Origin of the sequence: Rhodoferax ferrireducens (assembly GCF_003347515.1) — a bacterium.
In the GTDB taxonomy this organism is placed as follows: domain Bacteria; phylum Pseudomonadota; class Gammaproteobacteria; order Burkholderiales; family Burkholderiaceae_C; genus Rhodoferax.
Genome location: NZ_QEII01000227.1, coordinates 17,710 through 39,577, shown reverse-complemented (window position 1 = coordinate 39,577; position 21,868 = coordinate 17,710). Strand labels below are relative to the sequence as shown.

The following is a 21,868-nucleotide window of genomic DNA, read 5'->3' as shown; positions in this document are numbered from 1 at the left end:
TTGATGCGGCCAACAACACCGAGTTCGGCCTGGCCAGCTATTTCTACAGCCGCGACGTTGGGCGCATCTTCCGCGTCAGCGAGGCGCTGGAATACGGCATGGTCGGCATCAACGTCGGCATCCTGGCCAGCGAGCACGTGCCGTTTGGCGGCGTCAAGCAGTCGGGACTCGGCCGCGAAGGCTCGCATCATGGCATCGATGACTATGTGGAGATCAAATACCTGTGCGTGGGCGATATCTTGAAGTAACAGCATCCGGTGCAAATCAGCATCGCCTGAAATATGCGCATGGAGCAAGGAACATGAATTTTTTAGCGAAAATGAAGCTAAGTACGAGGCTTGCTTGGGCCTTTGGTCTGCTGCTGGTCATGCTGATGGGCATCGCCGGCATGGCGGCCAAACAAATCAGTGCCATCCATGGCGCGCTGGACTATTACACGGCCAATACGACGCCCTCTTTGCAGGCCGTCAGGTCATGGCAAGCTAAGGTGGCTGCGATCCGGATGCTGCAGGCCCAACACCTCATGACCGTCTCCGGTGACGAAATGACCACGCTGGAGACCGCAATCGCAGAAGCGGGCACCCAACTCAATGCGGCCCTCGCAGAACACGAGAAGCTGCTGACGGGCGAGGAAGACCGGGAGCTTTGGAAGAACGTGATGTCAACGGCCAGCCTGGCCATGGCCAACTGGGACAAACTCAAAGTCATTTCACGTGAGTCATTGGCCGATCCGTCCAGGACAGAAGAAGCACGCAGACTTTTCACCGGAAAATCCGAAAGATTGTTCAAGGCCACCGCCCTCGCCATCGACAAGGAATGGGAATTCAAGTCGGCCATTGCCAGCCAGCTCACCCAAAATGGGACAACCATCTTCCACCTTTCTCTCCTGTTGCTGGCCATTGCCTGCGGCGTGGCCCTGGTGGTGGGTATCGGTGCCGCCATCATCGTCGTTCGTTCTATTGCGCGCCAAATGGGCGGTGAACCTGCCGAGGTGGCACGCATCGCGCTGGCCATTGCGGAAGGCGACCTGAGCATGACGGTTCACACCAAAGCAGATGACAGCGGCAGTGTCATGGCCGCCATGGCAACCATGCGTGAACGTCTGGCCAGATTGGTGGGGGAAGTACGCCAGAGCAGCGACAGCATCGCGACCGGGTCTGCAGAGATCGCCACGGGCAATTCGGATCTGAGCCATCGGACTGAAGAGCAAGCCAGCGATTTGCAGCAAACCGTGGTGTCGATGGAGCAACTGACCGGTACCGTCAAACACAATGCGGACATCGCAGACAAGGCCAACCGATTAGCCGCGAGCGCTTCGACCTCGGCAACTGCAGGAGGCAACGCGGTGGCCGAAGTGGTCGCCACCATGCAGGGGATCGCCACATCCTCCAGGACGATCAGCGACATCACAGGCGTCATCGACGGCATTGCGTTCCAGACGAATATCCTGGCGCTCAATGCGGCCGTGGAAGCAGCCCGCGCCGGCGAACAGGGACGCGGATTTGCCGTTGTGGCCAGTGAAGTTCGATCACTCGCCCATCGCTCGGCCGATGCCGCCAAGGAAATCAAGAAACTGATTGGCGATAACGTGGGAAAAGTCGAAGCTGGCGCTCGCCAAGTGAACGATGCCGGTCTGTCAATGCATGAAATCGTCAAACAGGTTCAACGCGTCAACGAACTCATTGGCGAAATTCACAGTGCCACTTCAGTGCAATACCGTGACATCAGCCTGATCAGCGACGCTGTCTCCCGCATTGATCAGGTCACGCTCCAAAATGCAGCCTTGGTAGAGGAAAGCAGCGCCGCTGCGGAAAGTCTCAATGCGCAAGCGGCGAGGCTGGCGAAGGTGGTCAGCGTCTTTCGGCTCAACTGGAGTCCCGCCACTGACGCCAACGCAATGCAACTCCCGAACGGCGCAAAATCGCTGGAGTCGTGATGAAAGCGGGGCAGCCACTGAAAACCAACATCTGGCCAAGTTCCGCTACTTTGGGGACATCCTGAAGTAAACTACAGGGCTCGCGGGTGTAGTTCAATGGCAGAACATACCGCCCCAATGAAGAGCTATGTTTTTTACAAAAAGCTACGCCAAAAGCTACGCCGGAACGGCTGCAAGACTCAAAGCCTCCACACCTCAGTCCGGCCGCCAGCTCGACCACCTTGACGACAAATGCCTAAACTACTGTTTGCAATCACAGTGATTTAAGGAGATGCCGTGAAACTGGAAGAACGTTGGAAGTGGAGAATTCAATGGTGTGGCAAGTGGACCACCCACGTCAAGGGTCAATCTGCAATTAAAGCACCGCGCTATCTTGACTACTTCGGTCAGTCTGGTGACGCGGCTCCTGCTGGATCCTGAGCGGCACAAACGAAAAAAAGTCCGCCGAACCGCGCAATGCGGCCCGACGGGCTTTTTCTATTTGGACAAGCGGCGCACGATCTTGATGCAGTGCTCGACGGCAGCGGCTTTTAGAGGGTGGCCAGCGCTCACCAGCTTCTTTCGGTAGACGGTCAGGGCCTCAAGCAGTTCGGTTGCATCGATCATGTTTTGCATTGTCCATCATGGAGCTACTCTCACCGCGAAGGCGTCAGCCCTGCAGCTGGCGTAGGCGTTGTTGATGTCATCGGCCTCTCGGAGCCGCTCTCGAAGTAGTCCAGAAAGCTGCGCTGAAAGTAACCCGAAGGCTTCGCCTGCGTCGTCTGCACGATCACCGGTGGCGCTGGCAACTGCACCCGGGGTGCCACCACCACCGCCCCCACATCCGGCGGCGTGAGGGTCGCGCAGCCGCCCAGCAGGGCCAGCGAGGTCACGCAGACGAGCAGACAGGCCCGCCACTGTTTTTTGATGTCCCGCATCTTGCAACTCCTGAGTGTTTTTGATGTCCTGCAGCGCCAGCTCGACGGCCGCCACCTTGGCCCGCTCGACCGCCAGCACACGGGCCGCTTCACCCTTCTGTTTTTCAAGGGCTGCAGTCCAGCGCACGGTGGCGCGAGCATCACCGATGCCTTGCTGATGATCCGCCCAGGCGTAGTAACCCAGCGTCAGCGCCCCCACGGCCGCGAGCAGCATCAGCCAGCGCGCCGGATTGAGCCAGGCTAGCGCGCTCACGCAAGCACCTCACTGAGTAAATCGCGCCCAGCTGACAGCGCGACCAGCCGACGAAAGCCAAACTTTCGATTTCGCTCGCAGTGCGTGCACGACCCGTGCGGCCGGCAGGTCTTGTCGTTCTCTCCCGCCTTTCCGCGCGTGCGGTAGCCTTTACGATGCTCTTTTCCGTGCTGGATTGCTTTATCGAGACTCACGCCAGCACCTCAAACCCGGCGAACGCCTTCGCCATCTTGCCGTCGTAGTCGTTGTCCGCATACGCCGGCCCGTTGTAGCCGTGGGCAAACGCGGCCCAGTCACGCCGGCGCAAAGCGGGGGCCAGCCCAGCCGTCTGCACATAGCGCACAAAGGCCAGCAGCTGTTCGCGCTCGCCGACATACATCGCGTTGACAAACGCCTGCACCGACGCAAAGCCGACCATCGCATGGTTAAAACCCATGATCTGGAACTTACCCCAGCTCGCCGATTTCAGCGCTGCCTCGCGGTCCAACTCCATGGCGCGCTGCAGCCGGGCCTGCTCCTGCTGCCAGGTCTTGCCGTAGTGCGCACGCGTCAAGACCTTGAAGCACAGATCCGGCGCCTGCACCGCGAACCGGCCCGCCGTGTATTTGTAGAACTTGTGGCCCTCGAACAGCGTGGCTGGAGAGTCGTCCGGATTGAAGCCACCCTTGGGCGCCTCCACTTGGCACACTGCGCGGATCGCCGCCACTTCGCACACCAGCTCGGCGGCGGCGTCTGTGAAGTCTTGGTCTGTGAGGGTTGGTTTCATATCGCGCTCCCGTCCATGTTGCGTAAATCACCCCGGTCCGTTGCCACTGCCGGCGCCCGGTCGCCGTGCCAGGCGTGGCTGCTGCACAGCAGGCCCAGCAGCAAGGCGCTGGCCATGCCGACGCTGCCCCACTGCGGCCACTCGCCCCACCACGGCTGCAGCGCTGACAGCACCGCCGCGCCGATATACCCGGCGTATTCGCTGCGCACCCGCAGCAGCACGCTGCCGTGCATCCCGTTGAGTCGACACACTGAAATCATCAGCACACAGGCACACAAGGCCGCATTGGCCAGGGCGAAAAGATAGAGCTCGTTCATGGCTGGCCCTTGCGGAAAAAGTCAATCAGGCCCAGCAACTTTGCCAAGACCTTGTCCAGCAGGCGCGGCCACTCGTCGCCGATAAAGCCGACCAGCAGCGCGATCGGGATCAGCATCAAGCGCTCATGGATCGCCGGGTAATAGGCACTGGCGATTTGCGCCAGCACCACGGTCAGCAGCACCGCCAGACCCACGACCCGGGCAAAAAACACGGCCGCGCCGGTGCGGGTCGCTTTATCGCGCCGGGCCAAGGCAAACGATGCGCCGATGGATGCGGCCGCGATGATCGCCACGTAGGGTCCGACGATGGCCGCTGCCTCCTGGCTGAAAATCAGCGCCGCGATAAATATCGACAGCGAGATGAAGTCTGAGGCGTTGTTGTTCATGTTTTACGCGGCTCCTTTTATGGCCAAAAGCTCAAAGGCTGCACTGTGGTTTAGGTTGGATAGCGCGCTGTGCAAAATGGCCGGGCTGTAGCGCCAGCTTTCGGCATAACCCAGCGCCGCCGCGATGCTTTCGGCGCAGGATCTCTTGTCGGGGTCGTCAGGCACGGGGCCGACAACAAAGCCGACATTGCCCCACAGGTCGTAAAGGTCGCCATCATGGGCATGGAACCACTGGCGCGGAGCCGCCTCATTCCCGTCAATCTCAACAAAATCCCAATGCGCCGGGTCGAAGTCGATGCGCTTGAAGCGAACGCCGCCATCCGCAAAGGAGGACGACGCGGCCCATCCGTCGCTGAAAATCAATTCGGCATGGCTGTACGGGCTGCGCGTCCACCAGCGCACTAACCGGTTGTAGATGCCCGCAATGCCGGGGCGGGTGGATTTGTAGAAGGCAACCTTCACGGTGCCGCCTCATACATCACCGGCCATCCGCCCGAGAAGTCGTAGGCCGTCGGGTCCGCACTGGCTTCCATAGCCGCCTTGTGCGTTTGTGCCGCCGCGAAAATGGCAATGTCACTGGCCGCCGCCGCGCCGAAAATCTGGCCGGCAAGCGTCTGCGTCATCGCAATCAGGCCGTTGTCCAGCGTTTTCCAGAGCGTGCCCGATGGGATGTTGACGCCCAGCATGACCAGCCCGAGTTGTTGCGTGCGCGAGAAAGTGTCTGAGTGGTACCAGTGCGGCGCGACGTAGTAGCCGCCCGTTTGGGTGCGACGGTCGCGCTCGGCTTTGATGGCTTCCCATTTGTCAGCCTTGGCGGCGTCTCTCACTATGGCGACCGACGCTGCCAGAATCGCAGCATCAAGCACCAAAGCGCCGCCCACCCGCACCATTCCGCCCATCGTGGTTTCCGGCAGCGGGCCGTCGACGCGCTCGTCCCACAAGACGCGGGCCGGGTCGAAGTAACCGCCGCCCTCGCCCACTTCAATCAGCTCCTGCCTGCCGAATGGCGCATTTACCAAGAGTTTCATGATCCAACCTTCACGATTGAAAAACGGCAGGTGTTGCCGTTAGTTAGGTTTCCGTTGCTATGAGCGCGAATGACATCATTAACCGCAAGTCGAGCGGTGACACTAACTGCCGATGGGATACTGGACGCACGGGTCGTTGACGCAATCAATCGACTTACGGTTGTTGCGGATTGAATGTTGGTGGTCAACTCTGCGGAGTTTGCCGATATGCCGAAAGGGTTGTCGCCCGCCGATTCCTCCACCGAGGTGATCGCATAAAGCCCGGCTGCATTAATCGTGAAAGTCGCGCCATTGGCCGCGCTATCGGCATACGATATAGCGGTGCCTGTGCTAGTCACCGTCGTGGTAAATCTACGTATTTTTGTATTCGTCGAGCCGAAGCCGTTTCCGGTAGCAAGTATTATCCGATGATCACCCGCGCTGGAAGCGGATGGGTTCAGAAGCTCCCAGCACGTACCCGCCAAGTTATATTCAAATATCGCGACAAAGCCGCCAGCCGGAATATCGCCGACATTTAACGCAGCGCCGCCCCGCGCAGTAATCGTTTGCGCCGTCAATCCGTCCGGCGCAAACGTCGGATTCGTCAGGGTGTTAGCTCCCGCGCAGACCACGAAGCAAAGCGTTTTATCAGTCAGCGTCAAATTGGGACTGAAGTCGGCGGTAATTGCGTCCACAGTTCCGCCCGCCGCCACAATCGGTAGCGTCGCCGCCGCACCCGCGTCGCCCTTGTCGCCATTCCGCGTAAACTTGAAAATCAGCGAATCGCCATTGGCGAACGGACTTGCAGCACTGGACGCGACGACGGCAACCATGATGTTTTTGTAGCCGGACGGCAACGCAAGGGCCGACACGCTGAATAGTAGCCATTTGGTCGCATCGCCAAGCTTTTGCAGCATGACGAATCCTTTGATGGCACTCGTACTATCGTCAATCAGATTGAGCACGTCGGTCCATGTCGAACCGTCCGCGCCAGCCAAATCTGCGCGGATCGTGGTCGCCAGATTCTGCGTTGCGTTATCGAGGCGCAGATACCCCGCGCCGGGGTCGGCATCCGTTGTGGTCGTGCTGAACGTGTAGGGGATCGCGAACGCGGTACCGGCGGCGATGGATGTTAGTGCGGCTTGAAACGCCTCCAGCTCAGCCACATTGACCGACTCCCAGGCAATGCGCGCATCGGCACGCGCAGCAAAGGTGGTCGGGTCCGCCGTGGTGGGCGCGGTCGGGGGTGGGGTCAGGGCCATGGTTAGACTTCCTCCAGCTCGAGGCTGATGATTGCTTTGGTGGGGTGTTTGAGACTGATCGAAAAGCGCTTGTAAAAACCGACGATCAGCAGCGACTCGAAATAGCCGTCGCCGCTGTCGATCAGCCCGGCATAGATGGCTGGCTCACCGCCGAGCGCATCACGCAGCGCACGCACACGGTTGACGCGGGTCTTGTCGACAAAGATGCTCTGCACGGTGCGCGGCACATTGCGCCGGGGCACCATGACGCTGGTGCCACCGTCAAAATCGCGCGTGACGGTGGAAAAGTTGAGCACGTCGGATTCGGCGTCGTACTCCACATCGCCGATGAATTCATAGGTGCCGATGGAGCAGGCGCCGCACTCGACGTTGCCCGACGTGGCCGATAGCGTCACGGTGATGACGGCGTTGGTGTACGGCGGCAAGTCGAATTCGATCAGGCTGGGCTGGGTCGAAAACGGCGCAAAGTAGTAGTCATACCAGTCCAGCACTTCTCGGGTGTTGAGGTCGTAAGTGCGGGTGTAGACGGTGACGCCGCCGCTGCTCACCGTCACCACGGCGGCATTGGCCACCATGCCACTCACCATGAACGAGTTGACGCGCACGCCAGTGGTGAGCACCACGGTGAGCGAGCCCGGCACGATGGTGGCGGTGTTGCGCTTGAGGTCAAACATGGCGTGCCGGTTGCTGGGGCCGATCAACTGCCATTTGGTGGTGTCGGTCAGCGCCTGGCCGACATTGCCCGCCACCACCGAGCGGTAAACCAGATGCGCCGTCGCGTCGAGCACGTAGTCCGCCAGGGCGTAGGTTGTGGCACCGGCGTAGACCTGGTAGGTGTCGCCGATGCTCACCCACCAGGTGGGCGAGCTGGCCGGGGCGTGGCCGATGTTGCCGGCTTGCAGCGATTTGTAAACGGTGATCAACCCGGCCGCGCCGGCCACGCTGGCGGTGGCGTTGAGGGCATAGGTGGTGCCGCCAGCATAGGCTGCGGGCGCCACCTCCACGACGGTGCTGGAGGTCAGCCGGGCATCGGTGATGGCAAGAGGTGGGATGACGTTCATACGAGGGTGGCATTCAGTGATGTGCCGTTTTGGGTCACGTTTCGCAGGGTGCTGTCGGTGCTGCCGGTGCTTCTTGCAATCTTTTCCAGCTCACGTCGCATGGCCTCATTGGATTCACGCAGCAGGCGCATTTCAGCCACAAACTCGCTGTTGTCCGAGCCGCCGCTTTGCAGCATGGAGCGGGTTTGATCGGCGTTCCAGATGCGCGATGGGCCGGTGGCCTCCAGCTCGATACCCCGTTCGCCGACGATGCGCAGGCCGCCCGCGTGATCGCCACCGGCGGCGAAGCCCTTGATCGAGGAGGTGGTGGGCGCGAGGCCTGCGTCAAACTGACGGTTTGCTTCTGTCCAGTACGCCACGGTGTGCCCGGTCGTGTCCAAGATCGCCTGAGCGGCCGTCTTGCCCATCAGCTCACCCAGCATGTCGCCCATCGCCAGCGTGGAGGCTAAGTCGTTGACACCCTTGGTGAAGTAGTAGGCATCAGGTCCATGGGCTGCGCCGTAGCTGCTCACGTTGTCCATCAGGGTTGATGAGCTGGCGGCCAAGCCGGCTTGCGCGGCGGCGACGGTCGACGTCGGCAGGTCTTGCGCCGTGCGCTCCGCCACCAGGGCGGTGATGGAGGCGGCGAAGGCGTTGAGCGCCTGCGTCACCGTCAGCACCGAGGTGTTGATGCCGTTGGCGGCGTCAAGCTGGGCCTGCGCATGGGTCAGGATGTCATCCAGCGCCGTCAGCTGGCTTTCTGCAAGCCGCAGCGCCCGCTGCGCTTCGGTGAGCTGGTCGCCGCTGATGTCCTGCAGCTGGCTCAGTTTGCCGGCCAGCACCAGGCGGGCAAAGTCGGCGTCTACCTGGGATGCGTAGATTGCGCTGTCGGCGCCTGAGCGTGCGGCGCTGATGGCATCACCCAGGGCCGAGCTGTCGGGCAGGTAGCCGGTGCTTTGGGCGGCGGCCAGGGCTTGCTCAATGAAGGCATTGCCTTGGGCGGTTTGCATGGCGGCGGTGCTGGCGACTTGGCCGTAGAGCGCCTGCACATTGGTCTTTAGCGTGTCAAATACTGACTGGATAGCATCGACCTGCTCGCTGGCCAGGTCGCGCGTCAATTCAAGCCCTACACGCTGGGCGGCGACGGCGCGTTCCAGGGCCGCGTAGGCGGCGTCGGCGTTGCTGGTGGCGGCGTCGAGCAGGGTTTTCAGCGCGGCGGCCGCGTCGGCAATCGCGGCTGCAGCGTCTTTTGCTTCTGGCGTGATGCTGGCAAACGCGGCGTTGACTGACAGCAGTGCGGCGTACATCTTGCGGCCGGACTCCGTCTCCTGGTCTTGCGCTTGGGCAAGTGCCCGGAACTGCTCGCGCGAGGTGCTGCCGACTTGATCGCCGGTGATGGCGCCGCCGGCGGCGTTTAGGACTTCCGCGATGTTCTTGGCGGTCTGGACACGCTTTTCTTCGACTGAGTAAAAGTTGTCCAGGTAGCTGCCGAGGTTGGTCTTCAGCGCGTCCAGGCCGCCGGAGAGTTCGATCAGGCCCGAGGCTGCGTCGAATGACAGCGTGCCGAGTTCGGCGAAGGGCAAGTGGTCCAGCGCCGTGCGCAGGTTTTCGACGCCGCCCACCACCGTGTTGACCATGGCCAGCACGGCGGTCGAGGTCTTGATGGTGGCGCCTTCGATGATTTTCTTGATCGTCTCGGGCAGGTCGGTTTGCGCGCCCATGGCCTTGATCAGAAGCATGGAGACTTCGGAGCCGAATTCGGCGTTGAACACCGAGGCGTCGGCCTGGTCGCGGGCGAGCAGTGCGCCGCCCTTGTCATCGACCGCCGAGTAAACCTGCTGGCCGTTGACGGACCCGGCCACCTGAATCAGGCTTTGCAGGCCGGTGTGGAATGAGGCGAAGGTGCCGGAGACGAGCTCGTCATTCTTGAGGCCGAGTGAGTCAGCGAGGGAGCCGTACTGATCGTTGATGCTGGTGGCGATGGCGATGCTGCTGGCGTCGTTGGTGTTGTTGGCGCCGGTGATGCCGTAGCCACTCCCGGCCCATGACACTTGGGAGTGGCCGTCTCCGGTTGGCGCCAGTGCCGCGATGGCAATGGCTGCGAGCGCAATCCAGCCGACCGGACCCATGCCGGCCATAGCGCCGTACAACGACGACCCGGCCCCCATTGCCCCACCTGCACCTGCCACACTTGGCCCGACAAAGGCGGCGCCCATGGTGGCCTCGTAAGCCGCTGCTGTGTATCCTGCATATGCGCTGCTGGCCATGCCACCTACAGCGGATCCGGTGCTGTAGAGGCTGCTGGCGCTGCTCGCCGCGCTTACGCCGCTCATGGCATCCATGCCGGCCCCCGCTACACTTCCGCCCGTCGTGCTGCCGGCGATCTGGAAAATCCATTTCCTGATCGTCATCTGGTACAGCATGTCCAGCACAGCCGATTTCAGCGTCTTGCCGATGCGCTCGAAGGCGTCCATACCGCCATTCGCCACGTCAACAAATACATCGTGGGCGGTGCTGTCCACGCTGGCCCACATGTCGTTTTGCGCCTGAAGGTGCGCCTGCACTGCAACGTTGTTGGCCGCGATGGCGGCGGCCGAACTGGCGCGAGCGCGCTCCACCACCCGCTGCGCTTCGTCGTAACCGGCATTTGAGTTGATGGCCTCGATCTGCTTTTTCAGGTCGAGCTCCACCCGGTACTGGCCGAGGGCGACATTACGAGCTTCTATCGTTTGACCGAAAAGGCCGAGTTCAAGCTGGGTCAGCGCGTTCTGGTCGTCAATGGCCTGGGCGTAGTCATTGACGGCCTGTCGCCCTTGCTCGCGGGCTTTACTGTCAGAGACAAACGCATCGTTAATTTCTTTTTGCGTGTCAAGGTATTCCTGGTTCTCTGCCAGCCTTGATTTCGACAGTGCTGTGTAGGCGTCTATCTCTTTGAGCAAGATCTTGACTAGCTCCAGTTTCTTGCCGGTGATACCCAGCGTGGCGGCCTCGTGCAGCTTGCTCTGTTTGGTGCCGAGGATCAGGGTGTCATGCTCTTTTTGCAAGCCCTTGACAAACGAGTCTTGCGCCTTGAGGGCGGCGGCGGCTTCGCTGGCGGCCTTCTTCTGGGCCTCTTCATTGAGCCGTAGGTGCTCCCTCGCCTTGGCTTCGGCCTCTTGCGCTTCTTTGGCTTTGGCAGCATCGGCCCTGACTTTCGCGGCCTTGGCGGCGGCATCGAGCGCGGGCTTGCTTTGGAGATCCTGCAGGGCTTTGATTTGGCCTTTGATGCCTTCGACTTTCCCCGTGATGTCGTTCGTGCTGCCGTAACCGAATAGCAGCGAATCAATAAGTCCTGTGTTCTTTTTTCGTTCCTCAAAGAATTCCAACTCGACGCGTAGGTTCTTAATTTTCACCGTGGCACTTGAGAATTCGTCGGTAAACACAAACGCCCCCATTGCACCCAACGCGACCCAGATCGACTCCAGTTTTCCGGACTCTTCGTAGGCCGTGGTGATGGCCTTGGTGATGTCGATCATGGCCGGTAGCATTTCACCGGCCAGCTTCATCTTGGCGCCGCTGGTGGCAGTTTCCAGCTCAGCCATCATGTCGTTGAACTCGTCGGCGCGATCGGCCATGTCTTGGGTGACGCCGGCCAGGGCCTTGCCCTTGTCGACCATCTCGCCGATTTTCTGGCCGCCTTCGGAAAGCAAAGGAATTGAGCCGGCGTACGACTTACCCAGTACGTCCTGGGCCAGCGCATTGCGTAACTGCACGTCGGTCATCACGGACGTGATGTCGGAAAACTGCTTGAAGGCCTCCAGCGGTTTTTTCGCATCGACACCGAGCTTGGCGAATTTGTCAGGGTCTTTGGCCATGGCAATCGACAGCTTGCTGACCGAGGTTGCGATGCTCTCCAGATCGCCGCCCGACTGCTTGGCGGCCAGCTTGAGGCCGGCAAGATCGCCGACCGCAATGCCGGTGGTTTTGCTCAGGTCGTTGAGACTGTCCATGGCGTCGATCGAGCCACGGATCATGCCGGCGAAGGCGCCGACCGACAAACCAACACCCAGACCCGCCAGCGCAGTCTTGACCGTATCAACGTGCTTCTGAATGCCCGACATGGCGCCGCCCACACTGTTTTCAGCTGCACGCATCTTGGCCTGCAGGTCGGCAATGTCGGCCATGAGTTTGAAGTTGATATCGCCGGGGTTCATGTGTCTGCCTTGTTCCTGTCAACTTAAAAACAGATCGAGCTTTTGCTGGAGCTCAACTTGCTGCAATCGCTGCGCGTCGCCGGACGCGGTGTAGGGTGGCTGGCAGTCCGGGCTTTCGGCGGCCTGGGCTGACGCGAGGTAGTCGTTCGAGAGCCGGCGCAGCGTGCGCGACTCCCAGGCGGACAGCTCGATGCCGGTGTTTTCCTGCCAGTCCCTGATCTCGCTGTGCGACAAAGGCACGTTGCCCATGGCGCCGGGCATGGAGGGGCCCACGTCGAACAGGTAACCGACCAGGTAGACACACAAGGGCTTGGGCGGGTAGCTGGGGGTGTCGCCGGCGTCATGGATTTTTTTGAGTCTTGTGGCTTTGGGCTTGTCTGTTTTGTCACGCTTGTCACGCGGCGCGGCGTTGAGCCAAGCCGCGTGACGCACGTAGAGGCTCAGCTCTTCGCCGGCACTTTCAAAAAATTGGCACGCTCAGCCAGGAACTTCATCGCGTCGTCTGCGATGTGGCCAATCTCCAGATCGGCGTAGACGGCCTTGAACAGTTCGTGGCCGGTCAGATCGCCGCAGCCGAAGCCGTTGAAGCTGACGGTGCAGGCGGCGAGGAATTCGGCGTTTTCAGCGGCTTTGTCGGCAGCGGATTGCTTGTCCCCAGCGCGGCCCTGCATGCGGGAAAGCACACGGGTGCTGTTGCGCTCTTCAGCGGCGTGTCTGGCCTTCTGGTGCTGCTTGGAGCCGGGGCCGTAGAGGGTGATGGTGAGCGGCTCGCCGGCTTCGTCCACCTGGGCTTCGCCACTGGCATCACGCACAGCCATGGTGGCGAGGGCGGCGATGGCCAGGAGTTTGATGTCGAACAGTTTGGTCATGGTGATTTTACGTAGGGAGTGGGTAAACAAGGAAGCGGCTTATGCCCGTGCCCACCCCGCGCGCCCTACGAAGGCGACACGAGGCAGGTCGGTGCAAAGGGGTGGCATTGCGGCCAGAAAACAGGGTTAGACCGAGATCGTGTCGGTCTGGCGCAGGAGCGTGAACTGGCCTTGCACGACGTTGTCGACGCTGCCCATGTTTTCGACAAAGCTCATGACCTGGGCGGTGAAGTAGCGGATGCCGCCGCCCTGCTTGACCAGCTTGAAGGCGTAGGTGGCGGTGTTGCTGTTGGCGCCGGTTTCGATGATGACCTGGCCGGCGTCTGCACTATCCCAACCGACGGTCATGTCGGCATTGCCGAGCTTGTAGCTGGCCTTTTTCTCGATCTGCTGGGCGCTGGCGATGGGGGCGTGGGTGCTGGTGTTGTACGAGCGGCCCTTGACGCTGCCGATGTCGGTGAGTTCGCCGATGGGCGTCCAGATCAGCGCGGCAAAGCCGGCGGCGTCATTGGTGGCAGGCAGCGTGGCGGATACCGACAGTGTGGCGGTGGCGACGGTTTCAGTGGTCATGATGATGTCCTTGAAAAACTAAAAAAGGAGGAGATGAAGGGTGGCGAGATCGGGCCTTGGCTTAGACGCCAATGAGCACGATGGTGTAGGTGACGCCGGTGCCGGCGCCGCTGTTGGCCAGCTTGAGCAGGTCGGCGGTGGTGGCAGTGACGTCGTAGCCAGTGGCGTCCGGGGCGACCAGGGCGACCATGCCACCCGGCCTGACCTTGACGACATCGGTGACGTCACCAAAAAAGGCGCTGGCCTGGGCTGTGGCAGCGCCACCGACCAGCACATCGTTGGTGTTGGTGGCGTCGGCGGTGATGATCAGCGCCTTGATTTTGTCGAAAGTGAGTGTGTTGCCGAAGGCATCTGTCAACACGCCCGCGAGGTCCAAGTTTTCAGTGGCCGAGGCCGCGAGGGTGCGCGTGTCGGTGAAAAGGTACTTGGCCTGGTTGGCGCCGGTGCCGTCGCTGAAAACGAAGTTGGGTTTGAAGTTGGCAAGGTAGCTGACGGCGCCCATGTCAAGCGAGTTGGCATAAGCGGCGGTGAGGGCCAGCCCGACGCTGGCGGTGAGGGAGATTGTCATGATGAGGTTCCTAAAAATCGATCAGGCTGGGAGAAGGTGCAGGGTTGTCATGCCGGCGCCGTCCGGGTAGGCGTTGGCGACCTTGTAGCTGCCGGCGGCGGGGCCGCTGGTGACGACCAGGGGCAGGCCTTCGGGTTTGGCGGGCACGCTGGCGCTGGCCAGCGTGAAGCGCGGCGAGGAGCCGGCGACACCGAAGCCCGCCACCGTGGCGTCTTCAAAGCCGGACTCCAGAATGCCGGTGACAGCAACCCCGGAGAGGGTTGCCTCGGTGTCAGCAAGCCTGCTCATCACGGATGCATTGACGCGGGCTACGAGGGCGGCAAATGGAAGGGCCATGGCGTGAGAGCGGACGCTGAATCGGTTACGCGGTAACGGTGCCAGGCACGCCGGTCAGGCGTACGGCCAGCGTCAACACGCCGTTGCCAGCTGCCTCGAAGGCCACGGCGGGCGGGCCTTGCACATCACCGGAGGCGGCAACGGCTGCGTTGTCATCAAATGCTGCGGCGGACGCATCCCAAGTGAGGGATTCGCCTTTGGCGATGACAGCGCCCGTGACTTTAGGAACGGAGAAGACGCCCTCGATATGGGCCTGGCCCACCGCGCCGCTGGCGACGTCCGCGCTGGCGACTCCGATGATTTGACCGATACGAACCACTTGGCCCGACACAACATCAGCGGCCGCTACAAAGTCGATGACCTTGCCGGGCTGTACATAATTTTTCATGGTGAATTCCTTGGAAAGCTGAATGGATAGGAGTGCGGCTACCGGGGCACAGGCCCCGGTAGCGTGCGGTCATTTAGGCGCCGGGGTTCTTGGCCAGGGTGCGGAAATCGAGCGGCGAGACGCCAGCATCGATACGCACCTTGAACGATGTGCCGTCCACGCTCCAGCCGTCCTTTTGCTCCAGGTAGGGCGCCTGGTTACCGTCGAGGTAGCTGACTTCGATGGTGTCGTTGACGGCCGGATTCGCCGAGCCGTACCAGGCCGTGGCGGAACTGGCATCGAGCCGGGCGTCGGCGATGACCTCGAACGTGTCGCGCACGCTGTTGGGCACGGTGGCTGTCTTGGCGGAGCCGACCTCAAACTCGCTGCTGCGCACCACATTGGCGGTGCCACGCAAGGCGCGCGGCACGATGACGTACTGGTGCGCGATGTTGAGGATGGCACTGCCCTGCTTTTGCACGGCCATGGCGGTACCCATGGCATCGACGCTGGCAGTGCTGAGTGCAGCCCCGGTCAGCAAATTGCCGTGGGTGGCATGGAAAAGTGCTACACCGTCGCTCATGACCGGGTTGCCGGTGAGGATGGCATACACCAGATCGCCAACGGTGCGGATGGCGGCTTTGCCCATGGCGCGCGGCAGGCGGGTGAAGGCCATCACGTCGTCATTGATGATGGCCTGGCGGTTGATGGAGAACAGTTCGCCATAGGTGGCAAGCACCACGCTTTCGCCGCGCTCGCCGACCGTCACGTATTTGTACTCGGCGCCAGCAGGCACCTGACGCAGGCTGGGGAAGGCGTTCAGATCCACGCGGCTGCCAATTTTGAAATCCGACAGTTCGCCGGCGCTAGTCCACTTCTGGAATGTTTCCTCGGCTTCGAGGTAGCCCTTGAGCATGGCCTTGTTGGCGACATTGGCCAGAATGCCGGGGAAGTCGCTGTTGCCATGGGTGAAGGCGGCGCCGATGAAGGTCATCTTGTCCTGACCTTCGGAGCGGTAACCGGCGCGGGTCAGGCTGGCGCGGGCCAGTTCGCTCAGGGTGAAGCCACGGTATGGGTTGGAGGCGTCCACCTTTTCCACATTGGCGCGCACCAGCAAAGCCTGGGTGACACCCTTGCGGACCTTGTCGGTTTCGTCTTCGACTGTGACGATGTTTTTGCCGTTGATCGACTCGACGCCCAGGGCCAGATGCGCGAGCAACTTGGTGCCAGCAGCTTCGACGGTGCAGTCGTGATCATCTTCGCAGGCGGATTGCAGGGCGCCGACGCCATCGCGTGCGGAGAACTTGGCAAAGCTGGCGCGGATGCCGGTGCGGCGGTTCTTGTCCTGCGCCAGGGCAGTGGTGCGCGCTGCAGCAGCAGCTTCGGGAGTGACGGCGGGGTTGGGGTTGGCCGCCGAATTGAGGGTTGGCATGGAAGACTCCTGGGGAAATACGGCGGCTGCCGCGGGGATGCTCACAGCCAAGGAAGATGGCAGCGAGCGGTAACGATTCAGAGGCAAGTCACGCGCCGCCGATGCCGCTACGGGCATGGGGTCGGTGACCGCATCAATAAACTTTTCGGCGAGCGCTTGCTCGGCGGTGTAGTAGTGGTCTTTGCCGTCGGTGAGCAGTGCCAGCATGGCGGGCTGGTCGCCCGTGCGGGAGGCGTAGCTGGTGGACATGGCTGCGGCCCAGGTGTCGAGCTGGTCGGCCAGTTCGCGCAGTTCGGCGCTGTTGCCGGCGGCGTAGGTCCATGGCGCGTGAATCATCAGCATGGCGTTGCTTGACATATTGACTTTGTCGCCGGCCATCGCAATCAGGCTAGCAATGGAAAACGCCATGCCATCGACTTCGGTGGTGATGCTGGCCTTGTGCCGGCGCAGAGCGTTGAAGATGGCCAGGCCATCGGGCACCGAGCCGCCGATGCTGTTGATGCGAACCGTGATGGCCTCGGCCTCCAGCTCGTTCAATTCACGCACGAATGCCGAAGCGGAAACGGTTTCTTCGTACCAGCTTTCGCCGATGTCACCGTAGATATAAATCTCGGCGGCGGCAGCAACACCCATGGCGGCGGCGGCCATGGCGGTACGGCGGCGAATGGCGTACCAGGGGGAAGATTTTTTACTCATTTCACAAGCCTCTTGAGGGAGTCGCATCTGCAACAGATGCACGAGTGTGAAATGAAGTCAGTCCGGTTTCTAGGGGAGAAACCGGACTGTTTTTGTCAATCCTCTGTTTTGTCGTTTTTGCCGGCGGCGTTGTCGGCCGTGGCCTGCTGTTCCGCAGTAGTGGTGACGGGACCGCCCCCTTGGTTGTTGGCCACGTCGGTGCTGAAGATCAGGCCCCGGGCCTTGGCCTGCTTGCGAAAATTTTCAATCTGCGTCAGCACATCGTTCGGGTTGCCGCCGCGGCTGCGAATGACCTCGACCTCGCTGGCAAAGCCGGACTGCACCAGCTTTTCCCACGCGGTGGCTTCGTGCATGGGGTTAATCCACGGCATGGACTGGCCCACAAACAGGCAGTCGTCGGCGGTTCCGGGCATCAGGTCTTCTGGCATGCGCGCCACACCGCTGAGGTGGGCGGCAATCACAAACTGCTCATACACCGGCTGCACAAACATCGACGCGAAATCGTCGGCCAGCACTGCGTAGTTCACCCACTGTTCGACCAGCTCCTGGCGCTGGGCGCTGTAGGTGCCGTTGTAGTCGCGGCTCAGGCTGGAGTAGCTGGTGCCAATGCCAGCAGCAAAGGCGCGCAGCTGGCCGGAGCGCCAGGAGACCAGATTCGGATTGGGCCGGTTGCTATCAATCATGCCGATCTCTTCGCCGGCGACCAGGCTGTCGATGATCATGCCGGGCTGCATGCGCAAATCGCGCGCCACCGGGTTGCCTTGCGCATCCTGCTCGCCGTCTTCGGCTGAGTAGCCGGTATCGGCCGGCGCCAAGCGCTTGACGTACGCCGTCATGGAGGCCGCCACTTTGGCGGCGATTCGCTCGGACTCCTCGTAGTCCTTCAAGTCTTCACCGCGGGTAATGACGCTGGCGAATTCGGAGACGCCCCGGGCTTGGCCGATGCGATCCATCTGGGCTACGTGCAGGATGTTGTCTGCGGAAATCCGCTTGAGCAGGCCCTCGCTGTTGCCCCAGCCCAGCTGCTCGCGCGGGTCGCTCTTGTAGACCCAATAGGCGCGGCAGCGGCCCCAGCCATTGAACTCCATACCCTGGCGGATGAAGCGGCTGGGATCATCAAAGTCCAGCGGCACCATATCGGGCTCGAACATCTCGATGGAAAACGGCACCCGCGTGCCATGGTCCAGCGAGGGCACCAGGCCGGTGATCATCTGCGCTAGCGATTCGCCGTCGCGAAACCAGGTCTTGGCCATCATGCGCTGCATGCGGGCATCGTTGTGACGGTGTGTCACCTCGGGGCAGCGCACCCAGTCACGCCGGGCTTCGAGCAGCTGCGCGGCGTACTCGGCGTGGATCGTTCCATCCTTGCGCCGTGGTTGCGGCTCGACGCCGATGCCATTGGGGCCCACGGTGTTGTTGACCAGGGTGCGAAGCGCGCCGCGCGACAGGTCATGATTGCGATCAAGGTAGCGGGCTTGGGCGCGAATGGAGGCGGCAGACGTGCTGACAAGTGTGTTCGGGCTGGCGTTGGTGTTGCGCTGCTTGCGCTGCTTGTTCGGTTTGGCCGCCTCGTACACCGCGAACACGCGCCGGGCTTGGGCGCGTTGAACGGCCTTGACAGGGTTGGTGACGGCCACCAGACGGTCTAAGGAATCACCAAGGGTTTGCAGAAATTTCACAGGGGTTTACCTCAATCAAAACGGGCGACTTTGTAGCCCAGGCCACCAATGGTGGGCGTGCGTGCGGCCTTGGCGGCCTCGGCATTGACGCGCACCTCCCATTCACGCCGGCCCTTCTGGATCATGTCCAGGCTCTCCATGGTGTGGGTGCGCCCCGCAAACTGGACGGTCTTGCCGGCGAGGATGGCTGTTTCGGCGTCCAGGTATTGCTGGAGCATGGTGGTGGCAGTAGTCATGGTCGACATGCTGCCCTTACGGCCGTCCGGTTTCTAGGGGCATAAGCGGATTTTTTGCACTGTTGGTGCCGATCCGCAAATGCTTCGGGTCGCGGCGGTCGCAAATCTCATAGACCCGTGTCCGCTTGACGTTGAATTTAGCCATGATTTTTTCCAGATTGGTGCCGTCGAATTCCCGGCGTATGGCGGCGTCGCGCTCGGTGCGGTCGGGTGCAGGGATGTAAAGCTCCTCCCCGCCCATGCTGCGCCGCAAGCCGCGCACCAAGGCGCTGGCAAACACGGCGGCAATGGATTCGTGCATGCCGATTTCCTCGCGCACGATGGCAACCATGTCGTGCTGGAGTTGCACGGCAGCGTCTTCGGCTTGTCCGGTGGTAAGTGCTTTTCGTTTTATAGGTGTCATAGACGGTCACCCCATTCAGGGCTTGAAAAAGAATTGGAGGGCTGGGGGCGGCGTGGCCGAAATTTGGCTGGAGGCGGCGTTACAACTATTGGCCTTTGCATCGCGGGCTGTGGCGCTGGCGTGTTTATTGCGGGCGCTGGCGCCGGGGTTGGCGGAACAAATACACCCTCGTCGTCGGGCAACAGCAGTTCCGCCTGGCGCAGGCGCCGCTCGGCGACATCCCAATGCGCCGGCTTGCGCAGGTGCAGCTTAAGGTGGCGATACAGGTACACGGCGTACACCGTGCAATCGAGCACCTCGTGCGCACGGTCCTTGCGCTCTTTCCAGACACGCTTGCGCGGATCATTCCGACTGGGTATCTTGATCTCGCCCAGGATCTGCTCAAAGAAGTCATCGCGAACGCCTTCATACCAGTGCATGCGGCCCGGGCCGGAGCCCTCCAGCCGGATGCGACCGCCCTGCTCTGACCAGCCCAGAATCAAATCCTTGGCCTTGGCGGTGCCGACCAGGTGGACCTTCACGCCGGCGCGGGACGCCTTGGTGGCGCGAGCATTGGGGTCAATCGCTTTGGGCGGCGTCCAGATCTCGACGCGCCCGACATCGTCGGATGCCCCCTTGAGCGCCAGCACCGGCCGGTCGGTGCGGCTGTGTTTGCGGCAAAAGGAATACACCGCCTCGCTGGTTTGTCCGTCGCCCGAGTCAATGCCGACGATGCGGATGCCCAGGGAAGCGCCGGTTGCATGGTTGACAGCCCGGCGCATGAGCTGCTCCAGCTCGATCCATGCCCCCTCATGCGCCACCACGGTCTGTCCGTAGTGCTCGCCCCAGTACGCCAGCCACATTTCCTCCCCCCGGCCAAACACCCAGACGGTCACGGCCACGCGGTCGTGCTGCACGTCGACCGTCATCAAGGCTTCCACGGCGCCGGCCGGGCAGGACCATTCAACATACTTTTCCGCACGGACACGCAGCTCGTCTTCTTCGGGCAGCTCGCCCTTGTATTCCCAGGTCAGGCCCAGCGTGCTGTTCCAGAACGCAATCATGTCGTTGACGTCGCCCCGGTCCATGTTGTCTTTGGCTTCGAGGTATTTGCGCGCCAGCACGGGCACGCGTGAACCGTCAAAGGTGCTCATCAGCTCATTGAGATAAAAGCCCGGCACGGTGCTGTCAGCCGTAGCCACCCAGCCGGCACCAGCATCCTCAGCCCGGCGCAGGTTGGCGATGCGCTCCTCATCGGTCCAGACCGTGCCGCAATGCGGGCAGGTATAAAACGCCAGCTCCCATTGGTGGTGGCAATACACATCGCGCGGCTTGGCGGTCTTGTCTTCGGGGATGGTGACGTTTTCCCAGGCCAGCGGGTGCGTCTCGCCACAGGAGTGGCACGGCACATGAAAATAGCGCTTGTCGCTTTTTTTCATTTCGTCCTCGATCGCGCTGGCACCGGTGGCAGTGGGCGTTCCGCCGATCAGGATCAGGTGGTCGTTGTAGGTCTTGGCCCGCTCTTCGAGCAGCTTCAGGCTGTTGCCCTGCCCCTTGACATTGGAGCTGGCATCGTCGGGCTCTTCGACGATGACGATGCGGGCGCTGGTGGACTTGACGTCGCTCGGGCTGTTGGTGCCCACCAGCTTGATCAGGCCGCCAGGGAACCGTTTGCGCAGCATGCTGTTGCCCTGGGCGCGGCTGCGCAGGGCAATGCGTTTGCTCAGCACCGGCGTGGCCATGATCATCGGATCCAGCTTTTCAGAAGCAAAATCCTTGGCCGCCATGCTGCGCGGGAAAGCCGCCACGATGACGCTGGGCCGGTAGTGCACGTTGTAGCCAATGATGTTGCAGACGATGCCGGCGGTGTAGCCAACCTGGGCGCTTTTCTGCACGGTGATCTTGCGCGTGTTCGGCTGGCTGGCCGCCTCGGCAATGCCTTTGAGCCCGGGCGAGACTTCCCAGGTAAAGCGTCCTTTGATCGAAGATTCCTCTTCGCTCATCACCCGGAAACTGGTCGCCCAGTTGGGGTAACTCAATTTTGGCGGTGGCCGGTGCTTGCGCCAGACGCGGGCAAACATCCCGCGCAGCGCGACGCGGGCCTGCGCCGCTGCATTGTTTCCTTCGATCCCGTAGGCCATCAGGCGGCCGGCCCCATGTCATCAGAGTCTGCGCCTGACGCTTCGTTTTGCTCGTCGTCATCTTCGAGCATCGCGGCACGCCAGTTCGACAGCTTGACGAGGTAGGCCTCAAAGCAGGTATTCAGCAAGGCCTCGACGGCCAGCTTGTCCAGGCCGATCGACAGCGAGGCAATCCGCGCAGGCTCACCCATCAGGAACTCGCGGGCGGCAATCACCGCACTCTCCCACATGGGTTCAACCTCGTCGGCTGGGATCAGCTTGCCGCTTTCGCGCTGCATTTCCTGCTCGATCTTGTCGCCCTGCAACCGTGACAACCGATCCTTCGGAGTTTCCGACCTGATCTTGCTCAGCTCACGCTGCACCAGCCAGGCAATGCATGCCGGAGATTCATATTCACTGGGCACGCCAGGGCCTCCCTGCACCGCTACCGGGAAACCAAACACCTGCCACTCGGTGATGGTCTTTGGCGCAACACCAATCAGTGCCGCGATTTGCTCCTGGCCCTTAATGCGCAT

Annotated in this window: 25 protein-coding genes; 3 read left to right on the top strand and 22 right to left on the bottom strand. The window is 61.7% G+C overall.

Features of this window, described 5'->3' with window-relative positions:
• From C5P05_RS03950 to C5P05_RS33555, 3 genes are all read left to right on the top strand, one after another.
• On the top strand, positions 1-248 hold a 248-nt coding region (locus C5P05_RS03950), incomplete at its 5' end, for an aldehyde dehydrogenase family protein (protein WP_114968559.1).
• A 53-nt stretch (positions 249-301) separates the two neighbouring features.
• Positions 302-1,936: a methyl-accepting chemotaxis protein gene (locus tag C5P05_RS03945; protein WP_114968558.1), complete on the top strand. Its 1,635-nt coding sequence runs from the start codon at positions 302-304 to the stop codon at positions 1,934-1,936.
• Between the two features lie 276 nt (positions 1,937-2,212).
• On the top strand, positions 2,213-2,356 hold the full coding sequence (locus C5P05_RS33555; RefSeq protein ID WP_157979217.1) for a hypothetical protein: 144 nt from the start codon (positions 2,213-2,215) through the stop codon (positions 2,354-2,356).
• 57 nt (positions 2,357-2,413) lie between these two features.
• Here C5P05_RS33555 and C5P05_RS34905 read toward each other — a convergent pair whose 3' ends face one another.
• From C5P05_RS34905 to C5P05_RS03830, 22 genes are all read right to left on the bottom strand, one after another.
• Complete coding sequence (locus tag C5P05_RS34905) at positions 2,414-2,542, bottom strand: hypothetical protein (RefSeq protein ID WP_269813893.1); 129 nt, start codon at positions 2,540-2,542, stop codon at positions 2,414-2,416.
• A gap of 15 nt (positions 2,543-2,557) precedes the next feature.
• Positions 2,558-3,106, bottom strand: a complete 549-nt coding sequence (locus C5P05_RS33550) for a hypothetical protein (protein ID WP_157979216.1) — start codon at positions 3,104-3,106, stop codon at positions 2,558-2,560.
• Positions 3,107-3,296: 190 nt separating this feature from the next.
• The gene (locus C5P05_RS03925) at positions 3,297-3,872 is read right to left on the bottom strand and encodes an N-acetylmuramidase family protein (RefSeq protein WP_114968554.1); all 576 of its coding nucleotides are present in this window, start codon (positions 3,870-3,872) and stop codon (positions 3,297-3,299) included.
• Positions 3,869-4,189, bottom strand: coding sequence for a hypothetical protein (locus tag C5P05_RS03920; protein ID WP_114968553.1), 321 nt, complete (start codon positions 4,187-4,189; stop codon positions 3,869-3,871). Before C5P05_RS03920 ends, C5P05_RS03925 begins: the two co-directional genes overlap by 4 nt.
• The gene (locus C5P05_RS03915; RefSeq protein WP_114968552.1) at positions 4,186-4,575 is read right to left on the bottom strand and encodes a hypothetical protein; all 390 of its coding nucleotides are present in this window, start codon (positions 4,573-4,575) and stop codon (positions 4,186-4,188) included. Before C5P05_RS03915 ends, C5P05_RS03920 begins: the two co-directional genes overlap by 4 nt.
• Before the next feature lie 3 nt (positions 4,576-4,578).
• Positions 4,579-5,037 carry a hypothetical protein gene (locus C5P05_RS03910; RefSeq protein WP_114968551.1) on the bottom strand — a complete coding sequence of 153 codons (459 nt, stop codon included), beginning with the start codon at positions 5,035-5,037 and terminating at the stop codon, positions 4,579-4,581.
• A complete protein-coding gene (locus C5P05_RS03905) occupies positions 5,034-5,603 on the bottom strand; it encodes a DUF4376 domain-containing protein (protein ID WP_232834332.1) in 570 nt (189 codons plus the stop codon). Before C5P05_RS03905 ends, C5P05_RS03910 begins: the two co-directional genes overlap by 4 nt.
• Positions 5,600-6,844, bottom strand: coding sequence for a hypothetical protein (locus C5P05_RS03900; protein ID WP_114968550.1), 1,245 nt, complete (start codon positions 6,842-6,844; stop codon positions 5,600-5,602). The genes C5P05_RS03905 and C5P05_RS03900 overlap by 4 nt, the downstream gene beginning before the upstream one ends.
• Positions 6,845-6,846: 2 nt before the next feature.
• On the bottom strand, positions 6,847-7,905 hold the full coding sequence (locus C5P05_RS03895; protein ID WP_114968549.1) for a hypothetical protein: 1,059 nt from the start codon (positions 7,903-7,905) through the stop codon (positions 6,847-6,849).
• Positions 7,902-12,077, bottom strand: a complete 4,176-nt coding sequence (locus C5P05_RS03890) for a hypothetical protein (RefSeq protein WP_114968548.1) — start codon at positions 12,075-12,077, stop codon at positions 7,902-7,904. The genes C5P05_RS03895 and C5P05_RS03890 overlap by 4 nt, the downstream gene beginning before the upstream one ends.
• An 18-nt stretch (positions 12,078-12,095) precedes the next feature.
• Positions 12,096-12,509, bottom strand: coding sequence for a hypothetical protein (locus tag C5P05_RS03885; RefSeq protein WP_157979215.1), 414 nt, complete (start codon positions 12,507-12,509; stop codon positions 12,096-12,098).
• An 8-nt stretch (positions 12,510-12,517) separates the two neighbouring features.
• On the bottom strand, positions 12,518-12,946 hold the full coding sequence (locus C5P05_RS03880; RefSeq protein ID WP_114968546.1) for a hypothetical protein: 429 nt from the start codon (positions 12,944-12,946) through the stop codon (positions 12,518-12,520).
• Between the two features lie 126 nt (positions 12,947-13,072).
• Positions 13,073-13,516 (bottom strand): hypothetical protein, encoded by a 444-nt coding sequence (locus tag C5P05_RS03875; protein ID WP_114968545.1) that lies wholly within the window; start codon positions 13,514-13,516, stop codon positions 13,073-13,075.
• Positions 13,517-13,577: 61 nt separating this feature from the next.
• On the bottom strand, positions 13,578-14,084 hold the full coding sequence (locus tag C5P05_RS03870) for a hypothetical protein (RefSeq protein ID WP_114968544.1): 507 nt from the start codon (positions 14,082-14,084) through the stop codon (positions 13,578-13,580).
• 21 nt (positions 14,085-14,105) lie between these two features.
• Positions 14,106-14,420: a head-tail joining protein gene (locus tag C5P05_RS03865; protein ID WP_420130719.1), complete on the bottom strand. Its 315-nt coding sequence runs from the start codon at positions 14,418-14,420 to the stop codon at positions 14,106-14,108.
• Between the two features lie 25 nt (positions 14,421-14,445).
• On the bottom strand, positions 14,446-14,808 hold the full coding sequence (locus tag C5P05_RS03860; protein ID WP_114968542.1) for a DUF2190 family protein: 363 nt from the start codon (positions 14,806-14,808) through the stop codon (positions 14,446-14,448).
• Between the two features lie 73 nt (positions 14,809-14,881).
• Positions 14,882-16,915 carry a ClpP-like prohead protease/major capsid protein fusion protein gene (locus C5P05_RS03855; RefSeq protein WP_114968541.1) on the bottom strand — a complete coding sequence of 678 codons (2,034 nt, stop codon included), beginning with the start codon at positions 16,913-16,915 and terminating at the stop codon, positions 14,882-14,884.
• Positions 16,916-17,010: 95 nt separating this feature from the next.
• Positions 17,011-18,594, bottom strand: coding sequence for a phage portal protein (locus C5P05_RS03850; RefSeq protein ID WP_114968540.1), 1,584 nt, complete (start codon positions 18,592-18,594; stop codon positions 17,011-17,013).
• An 11-nt stretch (positions 18,595-18,605) separates the two neighbouring features.
• Positions 18,606-18,830 (bottom strand): hypothetical protein, encoded by a 225-nt coding sequence (locus tag C5P05_RS03845; RefSeq protein ID WP_114968562.1) that lies wholly within the window; start codon positions 18,828-18,830, stop codon positions 18,606-18,608.
• Positions 18,831-18,846: 16 nt separating this feature from the next.
• The gene (locus C5P05_RS03840) at positions 18,847-19,233 is read right to left on the bottom strand and encodes a Mor transcription activator family protein (RefSeq protein WP_114968539.1); all 387 of its coding nucleotides are present in this window, start codon (positions 19,231-19,233) and stop codon (positions 18,847-18,849) included.
• The gene (locus C5P05_RS03835) at positions 19,230-21,353 is read right to left on the bottom strand and encodes a phage terminase large subunit family protein (protein ID WP_114968538.1); all 2,124 of its coding nucleotides are present in this window, start codon (positions 21,351-21,353) and stop codon (positions 19,230-19,232) included. Before C5P05_RS03835 ends, C5P05_RS03840 begins: the two co-directional genes overlap by 4 nt.
• The gene (locus tag C5P05_RS03830; protein WP_114968537.1) at positions 21,353-21,868 is read right to left on the bottom strand and encodes a terminase small subunit; all 516 of its coding nucleotides are present in this window, start codon (positions 21,866-21,868) and stop codon (positions 21,353-21,355) included. Before C5P05_RS03830 ends, C5P05_RS03835 begins: the two co-directional genes overlap by 1 nt.

Coding starts and splice junctions, on each gene's coding strand:
- C5P05_RS03945 (WP_114968558.1), top strand. CDS start 302: ATGAATTTTTTAGCGAAAATGAAGCTAAGTACGAGGCTTGCTTGGGCC.
- C5P05_RS34905 (WP_269813893.1), bottom strand. CDS start 2,542: ATGATCGATGCAACCGAACTGCTTGAGGCCCTGACCGTCTACCGAAAG.
- C5P05_RS03925 (WP_114968554.1), bottom strand. CDS start 3,872: ATGAAACCAACCCTCACAGACCAAGACTTCACAGACGCCGCCGCCGAG.
- C5P05_RS03920 (WP_114968553.1), bottom strand. CDS start 4,189: ATGAACGAGCTCTATCTTTTCGCCCTGGCCAATGCGGCCTTGTGTGCC.
- C5P05_RS03915 (WP_114968552.1), bottom strand. CDS start 4,575: ATGAACAACAACGCCTCAGACTTCATCTCGCTGTCGATATTTATCGCG.
- C5P05_RS03905 (WP_232834332.1), bottom strand. CDS start 5,603: ATGAAACTCTTGGTAAATGCGCCATTCGGCAGGCAGGAGCTGATTGAA.
- C5P05_RS03900 (WP_114968550.1), bottom strand. CDS start 6,844: ATGGCCCTGACCCCACCCCCGACCGCGCCCACCACGGCGGACCCGACC.
- C5P05_RS03895 (WP_114968549.1), bottom strand. CDS start 7,905: ATGAACGTCATCCCACCTCTTGCCATCACCGATGCCCGGCTGACCTCC.
- C5P05_RS03890 (WP_114968548.1), bottom strand. CDS start 12,077: ATGAACCCCGGCGATATCAACTTCAAACTCATGGCCGACATTGCCGAC.
- C5P05_RS03880 (WP_114968546.1), bottom strand. CDS start 12,946: ATGACCAAACTGTTCGACATCAAACTCCTGGCCATCGCCGCCCTCGCC.
- C5P05_RS03875 (WP_114968545.1), bottom strand. CDS start 13,516: ATGACCACTGAAACCGTCGCCACCGCCACACTGTCGGTATCCGCCACG.
- C5P05_RS03870 (WP_114968544.1), bottom strand. CDS start 14,084: ATGACAATCTCCCTCACCGCCAGCGTCGGGCTGGCCCTCACCGCCGCT.
- C5P05_RS03865 (WP_420130719.1), bottom strand. CDS start 14,420: ATGGCCCTTCCATTTGCCGCCCTCGTAGCCCGCGTCAATGCATCCGTG.
- C5P05_RS03860 (WP_114968542.1), bottom strand. CDS start 14,808: ATGAAAAATTATGTACAGCCCGGCAAGGTCATCGACTTTGTAGCGGCC.
- C5P05_RS03855 (WP_114968541.1), bottom strand. CDS start 16,915: ATGAGTAAAAAATCTTCCCCCTGGTACGCCATTCGCCGCCGTACCGCC.
- C5P05_RS03845 (WP_114968562.1), bottom strand. CDS start 18,830: ATGACTACTGCCACCACCATGCTCCAGCAATACCTGGACGCCGAAACA.
- C5P05_RS03840 (WP_114968539.1), bottom strand. CDS start 19,233: ATGACACCTATAAAACGAAAAGCACTTACCACCGGACAAGCCGAAGAC.
- C5P05_RS03835 (WP_114968538.1), bottom strand. CDS start 21,353: ATGGCCTACGGGATCGAAGGAAACAATGCAGCGGCGCAGGCCCGCGTC.
- C5P05_RS03830 (WP_114968537.1), bottom strand. CDS start 21,868: ATGCGCATTAAGGGCCAGGAGCAAATCGCGGCACTGATTGGTGTTGCG.